The 16,419-nt window shown below is 67.5% G+C and carries 12 protein-coding genes; 9 read left to right on the top strand and 3 right to left on the bottom strand.

Annotated elements, in window-relative coordinates:
* On the bottom strand, window positions 1-1,107 hold the full coding sequence (locus I2456_RS21700) for a M23 family metallopeptidase (RefSeq protein ID WP_085073046.1): 1,107 nt from the start codon (window positions 1,105-1,107) through the stop codon (window positions 1-3).
* A gap of 276 nt (window positions 1,108-1,383) precedes the next feature.
* On the opposite strand from I2456_RS21700, the gene sucC reads away from it, so the two are divergent.
* From sucC to I2456_RS21685, 3 genes are read left to right on the top strand one after another with little or no spacing between them, the layout of a single operon-like run.
* On the top strand, window positions 1,384-2,547 hold the full coding sequence (gene sucC / locus I2456_RS21695) for an ADP-forming succinate--CoA ligase subunit beta (RefSeq protein WP_085073047.1): 1,164 nt from the start codon (window positions 1,384-1,386) through the stop codon (window positions 2,545-2,547).
* 13 nt (window positions 2,548-2,560) lie between these two features.
* Window positions 2,561-3,463, top strand: a complete 903-nt coding sequence (gene sucD / locus I2456_RS21690; protein WP_068157068.1) for a succinate--CoA ligase subunit alpha — start codon at window positions 2,561-2,563, stop codon at window positions 3,461-3,463.
* 8 nt (window positions 3,464-3,471) lie between these two features.
* Window positions 3,472-4,998, top strand: coding sequence for an acetyl-CoA acetyltransferase (locus tag I2456_RS21685; protein WP_085073048.1), 1,527 nt, complete (start codon window positions 3,472-3,474; stop codon window positions 4,996-4,998).
* A gap of 5 nt (window positions 4,999-5,003) precedes the next feature.
* Here I2456_RS21685 and I2456_RS21680 read toward each other — a convergent pair whose 3' ends face one another.
* The gene (locus I2456_RS21680) at window positions 5,004-5,852 is read right to left on the bottom strand and encodes an LLM class F420-dependent oxidoreductase (protein WP_068157062.1); all 849 of its coding nucleotides are present in this window, start codon (window positions 5,850-5,852) and stop codon (window positions 5,004-5,006) included.
* Between the two features lie 222 nt (window positions 5,853-6,074).
* Between I2456_RS21680 and I2456_RS21675 the strand changes: the two genes are divergently transcribed.
* The 6 genes from I2456_RS21675 (at window position 6,075) to I2456_RS21650 (ending at window position 14,872) form a co-directional block, all read left to right on the top strand.
* Window positions 6,075-7,010 carry a DUF5336 domain-containing protein gene (locus I2456_RS21675; protein WP_085073049.1) on the top strand — a complete coding sequence of 312 codons (936 nt, stop codon included), beginning with the start codon at window positions 6,075-6,077 and terminating at the stop codon, window positions 7,008-7,010.
* Between the two features lie 39 nt (window positions 7,011-7,049).
* On the top strand, window positions 7,050-8,411 hold the full coding sequence (locus tag I2456_RS21670) for a cell division protein PerM (protein WP_085073050.1): 1,362 nt from the start codon (window positions 7,050-7,052) through the stop codon (window positions 8,409-8,411).
* An 861-nt stretch (window positions 8,412-9,272) separates the two neighbouring features.
* The gene (gene purN / locus I2456_RS21665; protein WP_085073051.1) at window positions 9,273-9,902 is read left to right on the top strand and encodes a phosphoribosylglycinamide formyltransferase; all 630 of its coding nucleotides are present in this window, start codon (window positions 9,273-9,275) and stop codon (window positions 9,900-9,902) included.
* Complete coding sequence (gene purH / locus I2456_RS21660; RefSeq protein ID WP_085073052.1) at window positions 9,899-11,470, top strand: bifunctional phosphoribosylaminoimidazolecarboxamide formyltransferase/IMP cyclohydrolase; 1,572 nt, start codon at window positions 9,899-9,901, stop codon at window positions 11,468-11,470. The genes purN and purH overlap by 4 nt, the downstream gene beginning before the upstream one ends.
* A 41-nt stretch (window positions 11,471-11,511) precedes the next feature.
* Window positions 11,512-12,897 carry a sigma 54-interacting transcriptional regulator gene (locus tag I2456_RS21655; RefSeq protein ID WP_085073053.1) on the top strand — a complete coding sequence of 462 codons (1,386 nt, stop codon included), beginning with the start codon at window positions 11,512-11,514 and terminating at the stop codon, window positions 12,895-12,897.
* Window positions 12,890-14,872, top strand: coding sequence for a vWA domain-containing protein (locus I2456_RS21650; RefSeq protein ID WP_085073054.1), 1,983 nt, complete (start codon window positions 12,890-12,892; stop codon window positions 14,870-14,872). Before I2456_RS21655 ends, I2456_RS21650 begins: the two co-directional genes overlap by 8 nt.
* Before the next feature lie 20 nt (window positions 14,873-14,892).
* Here I2456_RS21650 and I2456_RS21645 read toward each other — a convergent pair whose 3' ends face one another.
* A complete protein-coding gene (locus I2456_RS21645) occupies window positions 14,893-16,416 on the bottom strand; it encodes a hypothetical protein (RefSeq protein ID WP_085073055.1) in 1,524 nt (507 codons plus the stop codon).
* Window positions 16,417-16,419 lie beyond the last annotated feature (3 nt).

Here is a 16,419-nt window from a genome sequence, read left to right as displayed (position 1 = left end):
TCAGCCGGCGTAGCTGCCAACGCTGAGTCCCCGCTTGGCAAGCCATGGCACAGGGTCGATGCGCTCGGTGCCGTTGAGCAGCACCTCGAAGTGCAGGTGCGGGCCGGTGGAAAAGCCGCGGTTGCCCATGGTGGCGATCTGGTCGCCGGCCATCACGCGCTGCCCGACATTGACCATGGTGGTGTTGACGTGGCCGTAGAGGGTGACCGTCCCGTCGGCGTGCAGCAACTTGACCCACATGCCGTAACCGGCGGTGGGGCCGGCGTCGATCACCACGCCGTCGGACACGGCGTAGATCGGGGTTCCGATCGAGTTGGCCAGGTCGATGCCGGCGTGCAGCACACCCCACCGGTAGCCGAAGTTCGAGGTGAAGATGCCTTTGGTCGGCATGACGTAGAGCGGCTGCTGCAGTCGCGCTTCACGCTCGGCGCGCTCTTCGGCAAATGCGTTGCCGCGGGCGAGTTCTTGGTTGTGGATCGCGACGTCGGCGGCCGGGTGGGCGGCGACGATCTGCACGCCGCGCGGTTCGTTGCTGCCCGTCCCGCCGTTGAGCGCCGAGGTGTTCGCCGTCAGGACGGTCTCGATCTTCGGGCTCTCGGAATGCTCGGTCGCGGTGTGGACGGCCGCGGCCGCCGCGCCCGCCGCCATCGACGAGATGAGCAGACGGCCCTTGGCCGCGCTGGTTGGCTGCTTGCGGTGTTGGCCACCGCGCCGGGGGACCGCGATGACGTCGACCAGCGACCGACCGGGCGCCCGGTCGTAATCGAAGTCGCCGAAGTCATCAACGTCGTCGAAGTCGTCGTAGTGGGTCTCGACGGTGACCACCGCGAGCACCTGAGTCGGCGCGTCGAGCGTCAGCGGTGTCGGGTCGTCGGCGTCACTGAGGTCGTCGAGTTCGGGAGCCCGCAGAACCTGCTCTTCGATGTCGAACTGGGAATCCCCGAAGTCGAGCTCGTCGAGTTCGGACAGTTCCAGCTGGTCGAGTTCGTCGAACCCATCCAGCGGGATGATCTCGGTGACTTCGTTTCGGGGAGGGTTCAGCCAACGATCGCGGGTTGCGCGAGCCGCTTCAACAGCGACAGACCGGGCGAATCGGTGCTGGGACAACCTTTAATGTCCTCGAATCGTAACCATACTGTTATCTGGACCTTGAGACGGTATCCGCAAAGAGATGAGCCTGGCAACCTAAGTTCAGCGATCTAACCGCGATTGTGATTTCTATCACCTGTCTGGCTGGGTGGACCGGCCGGTGACCTGGGCCACACGCCTGGATGCGGGCGCAACCCCCATTTTGCATGTCGATACAGTTCGTCCGTGCGAGTGGCTGAATCTAGCACCGCCTCCCTATAGGCCTGCAGTAATCCGAGCGAAGACAGTGAGCCCATGGATCTCTTCGAGTACCAAGCCAAGGAATTGTTCGCCAAGTACGGCGTGCCCGGCAACCAGGGGCGGGTGACCGACAGCGCGGAGGACGCCAAGGCCATCGCCACGGAGATCGGTCGTCCGGTGATGGTCAAGGCTCAAGTCAAGACGGGTGGGCGAGGCAAGGCCGGCGGGGTGAAGTACGCCGCCACCGCCGACGACGCCTACGAGCACGCCAAGAACATCCTGGGCCTGGACATCAAGGGTCACATCGTCAAGAAGCTGCTGGTGGCCGAGGCCAGCGACATCGCCGAGGAGTACTACCTCTCCTTCCTGCTGGACCGCGCCAACCGCACCTACCTGGCGATGTGCTCGGTGGAAGGCGGCATGGAGATCGAAGAGGTGGCCGCGACCAAACCCGACCGGCTGGCCAAGGTCCCGGTCGACGCGGTCAAGGGCGTCGACCTCGAGTTCGCGCGGTCCATCGCCGAACAGGGCCATCTGCCGGCCGAGGTGCTCGACGCCGCCGCGGTGACCATCCAGAAATTGTGGGAGGTGTTCATCGGCGAGGACGCCACCTTGGTGGAGGTCAACCCGCTGGTGCGGACGCCCGACGACAAGATCCTGGCGCTGGACGGCAAAGTCACCCTGGACGCCAACGCCGACTTCCGTCAGCCGGGCCACGCCGAGTTCGAGGACCGCGCGGCCACCGACCCGCTGGAGCTCAAGGCCAAAGAGCACGACCTCAACTACGTCAAGCTCGACGGCCAGGTCGGGATCATCGGCAACGGCGCCGGCCTGGTGATGTCGACGCTGGACGTCGTCGCCTACGCCGGTGAGAAGCACGGCGGGGTCAAGCCGGCCAACTTCCTCGACATCGGCGGCGGCGCCTCGGCCGAGGTGATGGCCGCCGGCCTGGACGTCATCCTCAATGACACGCAGGTCAAAAGCGTCTTCGTCAACGTCTTCGGCGGCATCACCTCCTGCGACGCCGTCGCCAACGGCATCGTGACCGCCCTCAACATGCTCGGTGAAGAAGCCAACAAGCCCCTCGTCGTCCGGCTCGACGGCAACAACGTCGACGAAGGACGCCGCATCCTGGCCCAGGCCAACCACCCGCTGGTGATTCAGGCCGAGACCATGGACGCCGGCGCAGACAAAGCCGCCGAGCTGGCGAACAAGTAAGAGGAGCCAACAGATGTCGATCTTTCTGAACAAGGACTCGAAGGTCATCGTCCAGGGCATCACCGGCGGTGAGGGCACCAAGCACACCGCGCTGATGCTCAAAGCCGGCACTCAGGTCGTGGGCGGAGTCAACGCCCGCAAGGCAGGCACCACGGTCTCGCACGTCGACCCCGTCGGTAAGGACGTCGAATTGCCGGTGTTCGGCACCGTCGCGGAAGCGATCAAAGAGACCGGCGCCAATGTGTCGGTCGTCTTCGTGCCGCCGAAATTCGCCAAAGACGCCATCATCGAAGCCATTGACGCCGAGATCCCGCTGCTGGTCGTCATCACCGAAGGCATCCCGGTGCAGGACAGCGCGTACGCGTGGGCCTACAACGTCGACAAAGGACAGAAGACGCGCATCATCGGTCCCAACTGCCCTGGCATCATCACGCCGGGCGAGGCGCTGGCCGGGATCACGCCCGCCAACATCAGCGGCCCGGGACCGGTCGGGCTGGTGTCGAAGTCGGGCACCCTGACCTACCAGATGATGTACGAACTGCGCGATTTCGGATTCTCCACCTCGATCGGCATCGGCGGTGACCCGGTGATCGGCACCACCCACATCGACGCCATCGAGGCGTTCGAGAAGGACCCCGACACCAAGCTCATCGTGATGATCGGCGAGATCGGCGGTGACGCCGAGGAGCGCGCCGCGGAGTTCATCAAGGCCAACGTGACCAAGCCGGTCGTCGGCTACGTCGCGGGATTCACCGCGCCCGAAGGCAAAACGATGGGCCACGCCGGCGCCATCGTGTCCGGGTCCTCGGGAACGGCGGCCGCGAAGAAGGAAGCTCTGGAAGCCGCGGGTGTCAAGGTGGGCAAGACGCCCTCGGAGACGGCCGCGCTGGCCCGGGAGATCCTGCAGGGCCTGTAGCGCTCGCTATGCACATCGACCCGAACACACCCGTCGTCGTCGGCGTCGGCCAAGCCGCTGAGCGCATCGACGATCCCGGGTACCGGGCGATGTCTCCGGTCGAGCTGGCGGCGGCCGCCGCCCGCGCCGCGCTGGAAGACTGCGACGCCGAGTTCGCGTCGGTGGCTGCGGTGATCGACACCGTGGCCGGGGTCCGGCAATTCGAGATCTCCGGGCCGGTGGCGACGGCTCCGCTGGGACGGTCCAACAACTATCCGCGCTCGGTGGCCAACCGGCTCGGCGCCAACCCGGCGCGGGCGATCTTGGAGGTGGTCGGCGGTCAGGGCCCGCAGCACCTGATCAATGAGCTGGCCGGGCAGATCGCTGCGGGCCGCTGCGGGGCCGCACTGATCTTCGGATCCGACGCGACGTCGACCCTGCGCTACTTCGCGCGCGCCGAGGCCAAGCCCGACTTCACCGAGACCGTCGAGGGTGACCTGGAGGACCGCGGGCAGGGCATCGACGGGCTCATCTCGCGCTACACCGTGGTGCACGGTCTCATCGACGCGCCGACGCAATACGGGCTGCTGGAGAACGCGCGGCGAGCCGGCACCGGCCTGGGGCCCGCCGACTATCTGCGGCGCATGGGGGAGTTGTTCGCGCCCTTCAGCAAGGTTGCTGCCGGCAACCCGTTCGCCGCGGCGCCGGTCGAGCGCACGGTCGAGGAACTGATCACCGTGACCGAGCGCAACCGGATGATCTCCAACCCCTATCCGCGGCTGATGGTGGCCCGCGACCAGGTCAACCAGGGCGCAGCCGCGTTGCTGATGTCAGTGGGCACAGCGCGGCGCCTGGGTGTGCCGTCGGACAAGTGGGTGTTCCTGCACGGGCACGTCGACCTGGAGGAGCAGAGCCTGCTGGAACGCCCGGACCTCGGTCACGCGCCGTCGGCCGTGCTGGCCGCGACCGAGGCGCTGGACATGGCCGGCATCGGCGTCGAGGACGTCGCCACCTTCGACCTCTACAGCTGCTTTCCGGTGCCGGTGTTCAACATCTGCGACGGCCTGGGCATCGCGCCCGACGACCCCCGCGGCCTGACCGTGACCGGCGGGCTGCCGTTCTTCGGTGGGGCGGGCAACAACTACTCGATGCACGCCGTCGCCGAGACGGTCACCCGGATGCGCCGCGCGCCCGGACACTTCGGTCTGGTCGGCGCCAACGGCGGCATCCTGAGCAAGTACTCGGTCGGCGTCTACTCGACCGCCCCGACGGCGTGGCAGCCCGAACGCAACGCCGAACTGCAGAGCCGCATCGACAGCGGACCAACCGTGCCGGTGACCGAGAACGCCGACGGCCCCGGCACCGTCGAGACCTATACGGTCCGGCGCGACGACGGGCGGCCCACCGGGATCATCATCGGCAGGCTCGACGACGGGAGCCGGTTCTTGTCGACCACCGAGGACGACGAGTTGATCGCCCTGCTGACCGACGGCGATCCGCTGGGCGCGAGGGTGCGAGTGCGCTCATTCGACTACGGCAACCGCTGCTTTCCCTAGCGCGGTCACACCATCGCGGCGAGCTTGCCGGCGAGCCGCTCCACGTAGGCCGCGACCTCGTCTTCGGACTTGTCGGGCAGGCCGAACAGCACCTCGGTGACACCCAGATCGGCCCACCGGGCCAGCTTTTCGGGCACCGGCTTGAAATCCAGGGCCACAATCTGCGGGGCGCCGTCGCGGCCTGCCGCGGCCCAGGTGTCCTGCAGCAACTTCACCGGCTCGTCGATCTCGAAGTCACGCGGAGTGGTGATCCAGCCGTCCGCGCTGCGTGCGATCCACTTGAAGTTCTTCTCGGTGCCCGCGGCGCCCACCAGAACCGGCACGTGCGACTGCACCGGCTTGGGATAGGCCCAGCTGGGCCCGAACTTGACGAATTCGCCGTCGTATTCGGCTTCCTCCTGCGTCCACAGCGCCCGCATCGCCTCGAGGTACTCGCGCAGCATGGTGCGGCGGCGCCCCGGCGGCACCCCGTGGTCGGTGAGCTCGTCGGTGTTCCAGCCGAATCCCACGCCGAGGCTGACCCGGCCGCCGGACAGATGGTCCAGGGTGGCGATGCTCTTGGCCAGCGTGATCGGATCGTGTTCGACGGGCAGCGCGACGGCCGTCGACAGCCGCACCCGCGACGTCACCGCGCACGCCGCGCCCAGACTTACCCATGGGTCTAGCGTGCGCATGTAACGGTCGTCGGGCAGCGACGCGTCGCCCGTCGTCGGGTGCGCGGCCTCCCGCTTGATCGGGATGTGAGTGTGTTCTGGCACGTAGAACGTGTGAAAGCCGTGATCGTCGGCCAGCTTGGCGGCCGCGGCCGGCGAGATGCCGCGGTCGCTGGTGAATAGAACGAGCCCGTAGTCCATGCCTGAATTAGAACGTGTTCTACCTGGGCCGGGCAACCTACCCCCCGACATGGAACAGCCGGGAACCAATCGGTGCGCGCCGACGCCGCTCGCCGGGGGGCAGGTCGCCCCCGCACCGGCGGGCGAAGGTGCGCTAGCGTGGTTGGTCGAATCCCGCAACAGGTACACAGCGTCGCACTACGACAGTGGGGCCGCGCGGCACCGGAAGCAACAGGAGGAGTCATGACCTACTCGCCCGGTAGTCCCGGATATCCGTCCGGACAACCCGCTGGCTCCTACGGAGGGTCCACACCTTCTTTCGCGAAGACCGATGATGGGCCGAGCAAGCTGCCGCTGTACCTGAACATCGCGGCGGTGGCGCTGGGTCTGGCGGCGTACCTGGCGAGCTTCGGACCCTTGTTCACGGTCAGCTCGGATCTGGGAGCCGGCGGCGGCGAGGTCACCGGTGACACCGGGCTGGCGGTCACGGTCGCGGTGCTGGCCGCGCTGCTGGCCGGGGTGAGCCTGCTGCCCAAGACGAAGGTGTACACGCCGATCGTCGCGGTGCTCAGCGTGCTGTCCCTGCTGCTTGTGATCAGCGCGATCTTCAACAAGCCCAACGCCTTCTCCTACGGCTGGGCGCTGTGGCTGGTGCTGGTGTTCATCGTTTTTCAGGCCGTCGCGTCGGTGGCTGCGCTGCTTCTCGAGGCCGGGGTGATCACCGCGCCGACCCCGCGGCCCAAGTTCGACCCGTATGGCGGCCAATACGGCCAGTACGGGCAGTACGGCCAGTACGGCGGTCAGCAGGGTGGCGGCTACTACGGTCAGCCGGGTGCACAGCAGCAGACCGGCGGGCATCAGCAGTCTTCTCCGCAGCAGGCGCCCCAGCAGTCCGGCTACGGCTCGCAGTACGGGGGATATTCGGGCAGCCAGAACCCGCCGTCGGGCGGCTTCAATGCCCAGACCCAAACCGCCCAGCCGTCCCAGCACCAGGGACCGTCCACCCCGCCCACCGGTTTCCCCAGCTTCAGCCCGCCGCCGCAGGTCAACGCCGGAAGCGGCTCGCAGGGCGGCTCCGCTCCGGTCAACTACTCCAATCAGGGTGGCGGCCAGCAACAGTCCTATGGCCAGGGCCAGGGCCAGGGCCAGCAGCCGTCGTCTGGACCGGCTCCGGTCTAACCGGGCGCTCTCGCGCCTAGCCGAGCACGTGCGCGAAGAGTGAGAAGGGTGTCGGCAAAAAGCGGGGACAGTCGAGCAACGGGCGCTCGCCAGGCGCGTGACCTTGTCCGGGTCGCTTTTGCGCCCGCCGTCGTGGCGCTGGTCGTCATCGCCGCGATCACGCTGCTGCAGCTGCTGATCGCCAACAGCGACATGACCGGCGCGTTGGGCGCCATCGCCAGCATGTGGCTGGGCGTGCACCAGGTGCCGATCTCGATCGGCGGCCGTGAGCTGGGCGTCATGCCGCTGCTGCCCGTGCTGCTGATGGTGTGGGGTACCGCGCGAACCACCGCGCGCGCCACCTCGCCGTACTCGTCATGGCTGGTGGTGCGGTGGATAGCGGCGTCCGCGCTGGGTGGGCCGCTGCTGATGACGGCCATCGCGCTGGCGGTCATCCATGACGCGTCGTCGGTCCTCACCGAGCTGCAAACCCCCAGTGCGCTGCGGGCTTTCACCAGCGTGCTCGTCGTGCACGCGATCGGCGCCGCGTTCGGAGTGTGGTCACAGCTGGGTCGGCGCGCGTTGTATGCCTCACCGTTGCCCAACTGGTTGGAGGATTCGGTGCGCGCCGCCGCGGCGGGCGTGTTGGCGTTGCTGGGGCTTTCTGCGGCAGCGACCGCGGTGTCGCTGGTCGTGCACTGGTCGACCATGCAAGACCTGTACGGGATCACCGATTCCATTTGGGGTCAGTTCAACCTGACGGCGCTCTCGGCGTTGTATGCGCCCAACGTGATCGTCGGCGCGTCGGCCGTCGCGGTCGGCTCCAGCGCCCATATCGGCTTCGCGACGTTCAGTTCGTTCACCGTCTTCGGTGGTGACATCCCGGCTCTGCCCATTCTGGCCGCCGCCCCCAGACCGCCGCTGGCCCCGGTGTGGGTGGCATTGCTGATCATCGGCGCGGCCTCCGGGGTGGCGCTCGGGCAGCAGTGTGCGCGGCGGCCGCTGCCGTTCGTGCCGGCCATGGCCAAGGTGATCGTCGCCGCGGTGGCCGCCGCGTTGGTGATGGCGCTGCTCGGGTACGCCGGCGGCGGCAAGCTGGGCAATTTCGGCAACGTCGGCGTCGATGTCGGCGCGATGTTCTTGGGTGCGCTGTTCTGGTTCGCCGTGGTCGGGGCGTTCACGGTGGTGATCGCCGGTGGGATCAGGCGACGGCCCCGACGCCGGCGACCTGCCCCGCCACCGCCGGTCGACGACGACTTCGACGACGAGATGGGCGAGGTCGACGAGGTGGACGACGTCGACGGGGTTGGCGAGGTGGACGAAGTCGACGGCTCGTCGGGCGTCGATGAGCGCGTCGGCTCTGATGGGGCCGACGTGTCTGTTGACGACGAAGCGACGGGTCGGCGCGAAAGTGAGGCCTAGGCCGCGAGTGTGCGGTTAGGGCGTCGAGTGTGAGCCAACGGCGTCGAGTGTGCGGTTAGGGCGTCGAGTGTGCGCCAGTGGCGGCCTAACCGGCGTATCACCGCCCAGCACGCACAGTCGGTGCCAAGAACGCACACTCGAGCTCCTCCTTCGGCGGCTGGGGCGTCGAGTGTGTGGCCAGGGCTTCTAGTGTGAGCGCACGGCGCCGAGTGTGCGGTTAGGGCGTCGAGTGTGCGCCAGCGGCGGCCTAACCGGCGTATCGCCGCCCTAGCCGCACAGTCGACGCCAAGAACGCACACTCGACCTCCTCCTTGGGCCGCTGGGGCGCCGAGTGTGAGCGCACGGCGTCGAGTGTGAGCGCACGGCGCCGAGTGTGCGGTTAGGGCGTCGAGTGTGAGCCAGCGGCGGCCTAACCCGCGTATTACCGCCCAGCACGCACAGTCGACGCCAAGAACGCACACTCGACACGCGCAACGGGCAAGACCTCCTCCGGCCGTGGGGCCGGCATCGTCGTCCGACTGCCCTGAATCGTCGGACTCCTCCTCCGGCCGGTAAGCCGGCATCGTCGTCCGACTGCCCTGAATCGTCGGACTCCTCCTCCGGCCGGTAAGCCGGCATCGTCGTCCGACTGCCCTGAATCGTCGGACTCCTCCTCCGGCCGGTAAGCCGGCATCGTCGTCCGACTGCCCTGAATCGTCGGACTCCTCCTCCGGCCGGTAAGCCGGCATCGTCGTCCGACTGCCCTGAATCGTCGGACTCCTCCTCCGGCCGGTAAGCCGGCATCGTCGTCCGACTGCCCTGAATCGTCGGACTCCTCCTCCGGCCGGTAAGCCGGCATCGTCGTCCGACTAGGCTCACCGTGTGCAGGAACCGCTCCGTGTACCCCCAAGTGCACCGGCGCGACTGGTGGTGCTGGCGTCAGGCACCGGTTCACTGCTCAATTCGCTGATCGAGGCTGCGGTCGGAAGCTATCCCGCCCGCGTCGTGGCCGTCGGTGTGGATCGCGACTGCCCGGCCACCGAAATAGCCGCCAAGGCGTCGATACCCGCCTTCACCGTCCGGCTCGGCGACCACCCGAGCCGCGAGGCCTGGGACGCCGCGCTCACCGACGCCACCGCCGCGCACCAGCCGGATCTCGTCGTTTCGGCTGGATTTATGAAAATCCTTGGCGCTCAGTTTCTCTCGCGGTACTACGGGCGGATCCTCAACACACACCCGGCGCTGCTGCCGGCGTTCCCGGGTGCGCACGGAGTGGCCGACGCGCTGGCCTACGGTGTGAAGGTCACCGGTTGTACGGTCCACCTGGTGGATGCCGGCACCGACACCGGTCCGATACTGGCCCAGCAAGCCGTCCCAGTGCTGGACGGCGACGACGTGGCGACATTGCATGAGCGCATCAAGGTCACCGAACGACGGCTTCTGGTCGACGTGGTGGCCGCGATCGCGACCGGCGGAGTGACCTTGACAGGACGAAAGGCAACACTGGGATGAGCACCGACGACTCGAAGAAGCCGATCCGCCGCGCATTGATCAGCGTCTACGACAAGACCGGCCTGGTCGACCTGGCGCGGGGCCTGGCGGCCGCCGGCGTTGACATCGTGTCCACCGGGTCCACAGCCAAAACCATTGCGAGCAAAGGCATCCCGGTGACACCGGTCGAAGAGGTCACCGGTTTCCCGGAAGTGCTCGACGGCCGGGTCAAGACACTGCACCCGCATGTGCATGCCGGGCTGCTGGCCGACCTGCGCAAGCCCGAGCACGCCGCGGCCCTGGACGAACTCGGCATCGCGGCGTTCGAACTCGTTGTGGTCAACCTGTATCCATTCACCGAGACCGTCGAATCCGGCGCATCCGAGGACGAATGCGTCGAGCAGATCGACATCGGCGGGCCCTCGATGGTGCGGGCGGCGGCCAAGAACCATCCCAGCGTGGCGGTGGTCACCGACCCGCGCGGCTACGACGGGGTGCTGGCCGCGGTACGCGGCGGCGGCTTCACCCTCGCCGAACGGAAACGCTTGGCGTCGCTGGCGTTTCAGCACACCGCCGAATACGACATCGCCGTGGCCACCTGGATGCAGTCCACGCTGGCGCCGGAGCAACCGGCGACGGAATTCCCGCACTGGTTCGGCCGCAACTGGCGCCGCTCGGCGACGCTGCGCTACGGCGAGAACCCGCATCAGCAGGCAGCGCTGTACAGCGACCCCGCCGCGTGGCCCGGCCTGGCGCAGGCCGAGCAGCTGCACGGAAAAGAGATGTCCTACAACAACTTCACCGACGCGGACGCGGCCTGGCGCGCGGCGTTCGACCACGAACAGACCTGCGTGGCCATCATCAAGCACGCCAACCCGTGCGGCATCGCCATCTCCGAGGTCTCCGTCGCCGACGCGCATCGCAAGGCCCACGAATGCGACCCGCTCAGCGCCTTCGGCGGAGTCATCGCCGCCAACGCCGAAGTCAGCGTCGAGATGGCCGAATATGTCAGCACCATCTTCACCGAAGTGATCGTGGCGCCCGCCTATGCGCCCGGCGCGCTGGACCTGCTGACCCGCAAGAAGAACATCCGCGTCCTGGTGGCCTCCGAGCCGCAACTCGGTGGCATCGAGATCAAGCCGATCAGCGGCGGCCTGCTCATGCAGCAACGCGACCAACTCGACGCGCATGGCGACAACCCGGTCAACTGGACCCTGGCTACCGGCGAACCCGCGGACCCGGCGACCCTGACCGATCTAGTCTTCGCCTGGCGCGCCTGCCGCGCGGTGAAGTCCAACGCGATCGTCGTGGTCGCCGACGGCGCCACCGTCGGGGTGGGCATGGGTCAGGTCAACCGGGTCGACGCCGCCCGGCTGGCCGTTGAGCGTGGCGGCGAACGGGTCCGCGGCGCCGTCGCGGCCTCCGACGCGTTCTTCCCGTTCCCCGACGGCCTCGATACGTTGACCGCCGGCGGGGTCAAGGCAATCGTCCATCCCGGCGGCTCGGTGCGCGACGACGAAGTGACCGCGGCGGCCACCCGAGCGGGCATTACGTTGTACCTCACCGGAGCCCGTCACTTCGCCCACTGAAAATTCACCGAGAGACACCACTTCACAACGCGTAGCGTGGAGTGGTGACTTCACCAAGCAATCTGCCTCGCACGCTCGGCGAGCTGCGTGCCAGCGGCCACCGGGAACGGGGGGTCAAGCAGGAGATCCGCGAGAACCTGCTGACCGCACTGGCCGAAGGCGACGACGTATGGCCGGGCATCCTAGGCTTCGAGGACACCGTATTACCCCAGCTGGAACGCGCTCTGATCGCCGGCCACGACATCGTCCTGCTGGGCGAACGCGGCCAGGGCAAGACCCGCCTGCTGCGCGCGCTGACCGGACTGCTCGATGAGTGGACGCCCGTCATCGCCGGCTCTGAGCTCGGCGAACACCCCTACCGGCCCATCACCCCGGAGTCGATCCGGCGGGCCGCCACCCACGGCGACGACCTGCCCGTGGCATGGAAACACCGCAGCGAGCGCTACACCGAGAAGCTGGCCACCCCCGACACCAGCGTGGCCGACTTGGTCGGCGACATCGACCCCATCAAGGTGGCCGAAGGCCGCAGCCTCGGTGACCCCGAGACCATCGCCTACGGACTGATCCCGCGGGCACACCGCGGCATCGTGGCGGTCAACGAGCTGCCCGACCTCGCCGAACGCATCCAGGTGTCGATGCTCAACGTCATGGAGGAGCGCGACATTCAGGTCCGCGGCTACACGCTGCGGCTGCCGCTGGACGTGTTGGTGGTAGCCAGCGCCAACCCCGAGGACTACACCAACCGCGGCCGCATCATCACCCCGCTCAAGGACCGGTTCGGCGCCGAGATCCGCACCCACTACCCGCTGGAACTCGACGCGGAGGTGGGCGTGATCATTCAGGAGGCGCACCTGAGCGCCCAGGTGCCCGACTACCTGATGCAAGTGATCGCCCGCTTCGCGCGCTATCTGCGGGAGTCGAGTTCGATCGACCAGCGCTCCGGGGTCTCGGCCCGCTTCGCGATCGCCGCGGCCGAGACCGTCGCCGCCGCGGCCCGCCACCGCGGCGCCATCCTCGGCGAGACCGACCCGGTGGCCCGCGTGGTGGACCTGGGCACCGTGATCGATGTGCTGCGCGGCAAGCTGGAATTCGAGTCCGGCGAGGAAGGCCGCGAGCAGGCCGTGCTGCAGCACCTGTTGCGGCGCGCCACCGCCGATACCGCGTCGCGGGTGCTCGGCGGCATCGACGTCGGCTCGCTGGTGGCCGCGGTCGAGAAGGGCGCCGCGGTGACGACGGGGGAGCGGGTATCGGCCAAGGACGTGCTGGCCGCGGTTCCCGGGCTGCCGGTCGTGGACCAGATCGCGCGCAAGCTCAACGCCGAGTCCGAGGGGGAACGCGCCGCGGCACTGGAATTGGCGTTGGAAGCGTTGTACCTGGCCAAGCGAGTCGACAAGGTATCCGGGGAGGGCCAAACCGTCTATGGCTAGACGCCACGACTCGCGCTACTCGGCGTACACCGGCGGACCCGACCCACTGGCGCCGCCGGTAGACCTGCGCGAGGCGCTGGAACAGATCGGCGAGGACGTCATGGCGGGCACCTCGCCGCGCCGGGCGCTCTCCGAACTGCTGCGGCGCGGCACCAAGAACATGTCCGGCGCTGACCGGCTGGCCTCGGAGGTGAACCGTCGCCGACGGGAGTTGTTGCGACGCAACAACTTAGACGGCACGCTGCAGGACATCAAAAAGCTGCTCGACGAGGCGGTGCTGGCCGAGCGCAAAGAACTGGCCCGCGCGCTCGACGACGACGCCCGCTTCTCGGAGTTGCAGCTCGAGTCGTTGCCGCCGTCGCCGGCCAAAGCCGTGCAGGAGCTCTCCGAGTACAACTGGCGCAGTCCCGAAGCGCGCCAGAAGTACGACCAGATCAGGGATCTGCTGGGCCGGGAGATGCTCGACCAACGCTTCGCCGGGATGAAGCAGGCGCTGGAGAACGCCACCGACGAGGATCGCCAGCGCGTCACTGACATGCTCGACGATCTGAACAATTTGCTGGACAAGCACGGCCGCGGCGAGGACACCCAGCAAGACTTCGACGACTTCATGGACAAGCACGGCGAGTTCTTCCCGGAGAACCCGCGCAATGTGGACGAACTGCTGGACTCGCTGGCCAAGCGCGCCGCGGCCGCACAGCGTTTCCGCAACAGCCTGAGCCAGGAGCAGCGCGACGAGCTGGATGCCCTGGCGCAGCAGGCATTCGGCTCCCCGTCGCTGATGCAGGCACTGAACCGGTTGGACGCGCACCTACAGGCCGCGCGGCCGGGCGAGGACTGGTCCGGCTCGGAGGAATTCTCCGGGGACAATCCGTTCGGCATGGGCGAGGGCGCTCAGGCGCTGGCCGACATCGCCGAACTCGAGCAACTCGCCGAGCAGCTGTCGCAGAGCTATCCCGGCGCCTCGATGGACGATGTCGACTTGGACGCGCTGGCGCGCCAACTCGGTGACCAGGCCGCGGTCGACGCCCGCACGCTGGCCGAGTTGGAGCGTTCACTGCTCAACCAGGGCTTCTTGGATCGCAGCTCCGACGGCCAGTGGCGGTTGTCGCCCAAGGCCATGCGCAGGCTCGGTGAGACGGCGTTACGTGATGTCGCCCAACAGCTTTCCGGCCGCCGCGGGGAGCGCGACCACCGGCGTGCCGGAGCCGCGGGGGAGCTGACCGGTGCGACACGGCCGTGGCAGTTCGGTGATACCGAACCGTGGCACATTTCGCGCACCTTGACCAATGCCGTACTGCGCCAATCGGGTACGGCGAGATCGGGTGGGAGCATCACGCCGCTGCGGATCACCGTGGAGGACGTCGAGGTCTCCGAGACCGAAACCCGCACCCAGGCGGCGGTGGCGCTGTTGGTGGACACCTCGTTTTCCATGGTGATGGAGAACCGCTGGCTGCCGATGAAACGAACGGCGCTGGCGCTCAATCACCTGGTGTCCACCCGCTTCCGCTCGGATGCATTGGAGATCATCGCCTTTGGGCGCTACGCCCGCACGGTGACCGCCGCTGAGCTCACCGGCCTGGAGGGCGTCTACGAACAAGGCACCAACCTGCACCACGCGCTTGCCCTGGCGGGCCGGCATTTGCGCCGGCATCCCAACGCCCAGCCCGTGGTGCTGGTGGTTACCGATGGGGAGCCCACCGCGCACTTGGAAGATGTCCGAGGCGACGGGTCATCGGCGGTGTTCTTCGACTACCCGCCGCATCCGCGCACCATCGGACACACCGTGCGCGGATTCGACGAGATGGCCCGATTGGGCGCTCAGATAACGATTTTCCGGCTGGGCAACGATCCCGGTCTGGCCCGGTTCATCGATCAGGTTGCGCGGCGGGTGGAGGGCCGCGTGGTCGAGCCCGATCTCGACGGGCTGGGCGCCGCGGTCGTGGGTGACTACCTACGTTCGCGGCGGCGGTAGCGGCTCAACGCATGCGCCGCCTAGCGGGCGTACTTGCCTGCTCGAGCTATGGCGTAGGACCGCCATAGCTGGCGTTCCATCGAGTCGAACACATGATTCGTGATGTCCTTGGCCAGCTCCAACTGGCTCTCGCGCAGCGGCGCCGGGGCGCTGATGGTGATGAAGCCCGAGTCGGTGCCGGTAGCCTCCGGCGGGTCGTGCCGGCCGGCAAGATAGTCCAGGCGCCCACCGGTTTCGGCTTCCGCGGCTAGCGCGAGTGGTCGCGTTTGAGTGAAGAATTCCTCACCTGTGGACTCCAGCGCTACCAGCATCCACCAACGCAATACCGGATCGGGATGGCGCAGCGCGATTTTGGCGAACTCGATCATGTTCTCGCGATGCAGATCCATGTCGGGGTCGAAGAAAAGCCACTCCAGCGCGCCGCTGGCCGTGTGGTCGAGCACGCTATCAAGCCCAAGCGCCTCCCAATCCGACAGGAACAGCCTGCTGTGTTGGGAGAGTCGCGACGCCCAAGCGTTGACCGCCTGCTCCTCGGCGCTGGCCGGCTCGGTGAAAGTCAGTGCGTACTTCGTCAGGTCGCGGTAGCCCAGAATGTCCATCACCCACATGGGGATGAACATCCGCAATTTTTCTGCGGGGCTGTGTTCAGCGCTGCGCAACCAGTCGTAGAACGGGTGGGCGCGCAGCCTCTCCTTGCGCTCCTCGATGTGCCGAAGCAGCTGGATGTCACCGTCGTCGCGCGGCTCGATCACCAGCGAGGGCGCGGTCCAATCGTCGCGGGCCACTGCGGGAAGTTGCGGGCGACTCGGGACGGTGCCGGTGTCGAGATAGGTGTTCGCGTAGTGCAGGAATCCGTCGAAGACGTCGTCGAAGATGCCGAACATCCGCTGGCACGCCTCACTCGCGCGCTCGCGGCGCCCGGGGTCGAGCACCACCGTCTCGAAGATGCCTTCGGTGTTGCCGACGTGTCCGGTTTCCAAGTTCAGGTGGTAGGGGCCGAAATAGCGGTATTCGATTCCGGTTCGCGCGGACAACTCGGCAGCGACTCGGGCGGTGTTGCTGAGCATGACGTGACCGGTGGCCTCACCGGCCTCGGAATGTCCGAACCGCACCAGCGCGTCGTCGCCGTCGTCGACTGCCAGCCGGATGAACTCAATTCCGCTGCGGCGGAACGTCTCCTGGTCCGGTGACAGGAACAGCCACCACAGCATGTCGCTGGTGCGCCACCCCAACCGAGTGTCCAGTTCGAGCTTGTGCCAATCCTCGAGGAATATCTTGGAGTGCTTCTCGTCCTCGAGGGTGCCGAGGTTGATGACCCATTCGTACTCCGAGCGCGGCTCGGGAAACCGCAGCACCCACCGGTTCATGTCCCGAAATTGCATGATGAACAGGGCACCGGCCGGTCCAATGGCCAGCCGATCTGCTGCCGGCACACGGTCGCTGGACAGCCAGTCGAAGAAAGCGTGTTTGCTCGCCGCTTCCTGGCCCGCGTCGCGCAGACGCATGACGTGTTGCATTGAAACGTCCTCCACTTCATCCGCCATCGC

It is taken from the genome of Mycobacterium kubicae, from assembly GCF_015689175.1.
Classification (GTDB): domain Bacteria; phylum Actinomycetota; class Actinomycetes; order Mycobacteriales; family Mycobacteriaceae; genus Mycobacterium; species Mycobacterium kubicae.
This window is presented reverse-complemented; position numbering and strand designations above follow the sequence as displayed.

What these genes read in the sequence shown, in the direction of transcription:
- sucC (WP_085073047.1), top strand. Translation starts at nt 1,384, where the DNA reads ATGGATCTCTTCGAGTACCAAGCCAAGGAATTGTTCGCCAAGTACGGC.
- sucD (WP_068157068.1), top strand. Translation starts at nt 2,561, where the DNA reads ATGTCGATCTTTCTGAACAAGGACTCGAAGGTCATCGTCCAGGGCATC.
- I2456_RS21685 (WP_085073048.1), top strand. Translation starts at nt 3,472, where the DNA reads ATGCACATCGACCCGAACACACCCGTCGTCGTCGGCGTCGGCCAAGCC.
- I2456_RS21680 (WP_068157062.1), bottom strand. Translation starts at nt 5,852, where the DNA reads ATGGACTACGGGCTCGTTCTATTCACCAGCGACCGCGGCATCTCGCCG.
- I2456_RS21675 (WP_085073049.1), top strand. Translation starts at nt 6,075, where the DNA reads ATGACCTACTCGCCCGGTAGTCCCGGATATCCGTCCGGACAACCCGCT.
- purH (WP_085073052.1), top strand. Translation starts at nt 9,899, where the DNA reads ATGAGCACCGACGACTCGAAGAAGCCGATCCGCCGCGCATTGATCAGC.
- I2456_RS21650 (WP_085073054.1), top strand. Translation starts at nt 12,890, where the DNA reads ATGGCTAGACGCCACGACTCGCGCTACTCGGCGTACACCGGCGGACCC.
- I2456_RS21645 (WP_085073055.1), bottom strand. Translation starts at nt 16,416, where the DNA reads ATGGCGGATGAAGTGGAGGACGTTTCAATGCAACACGTCATGCGTCTG.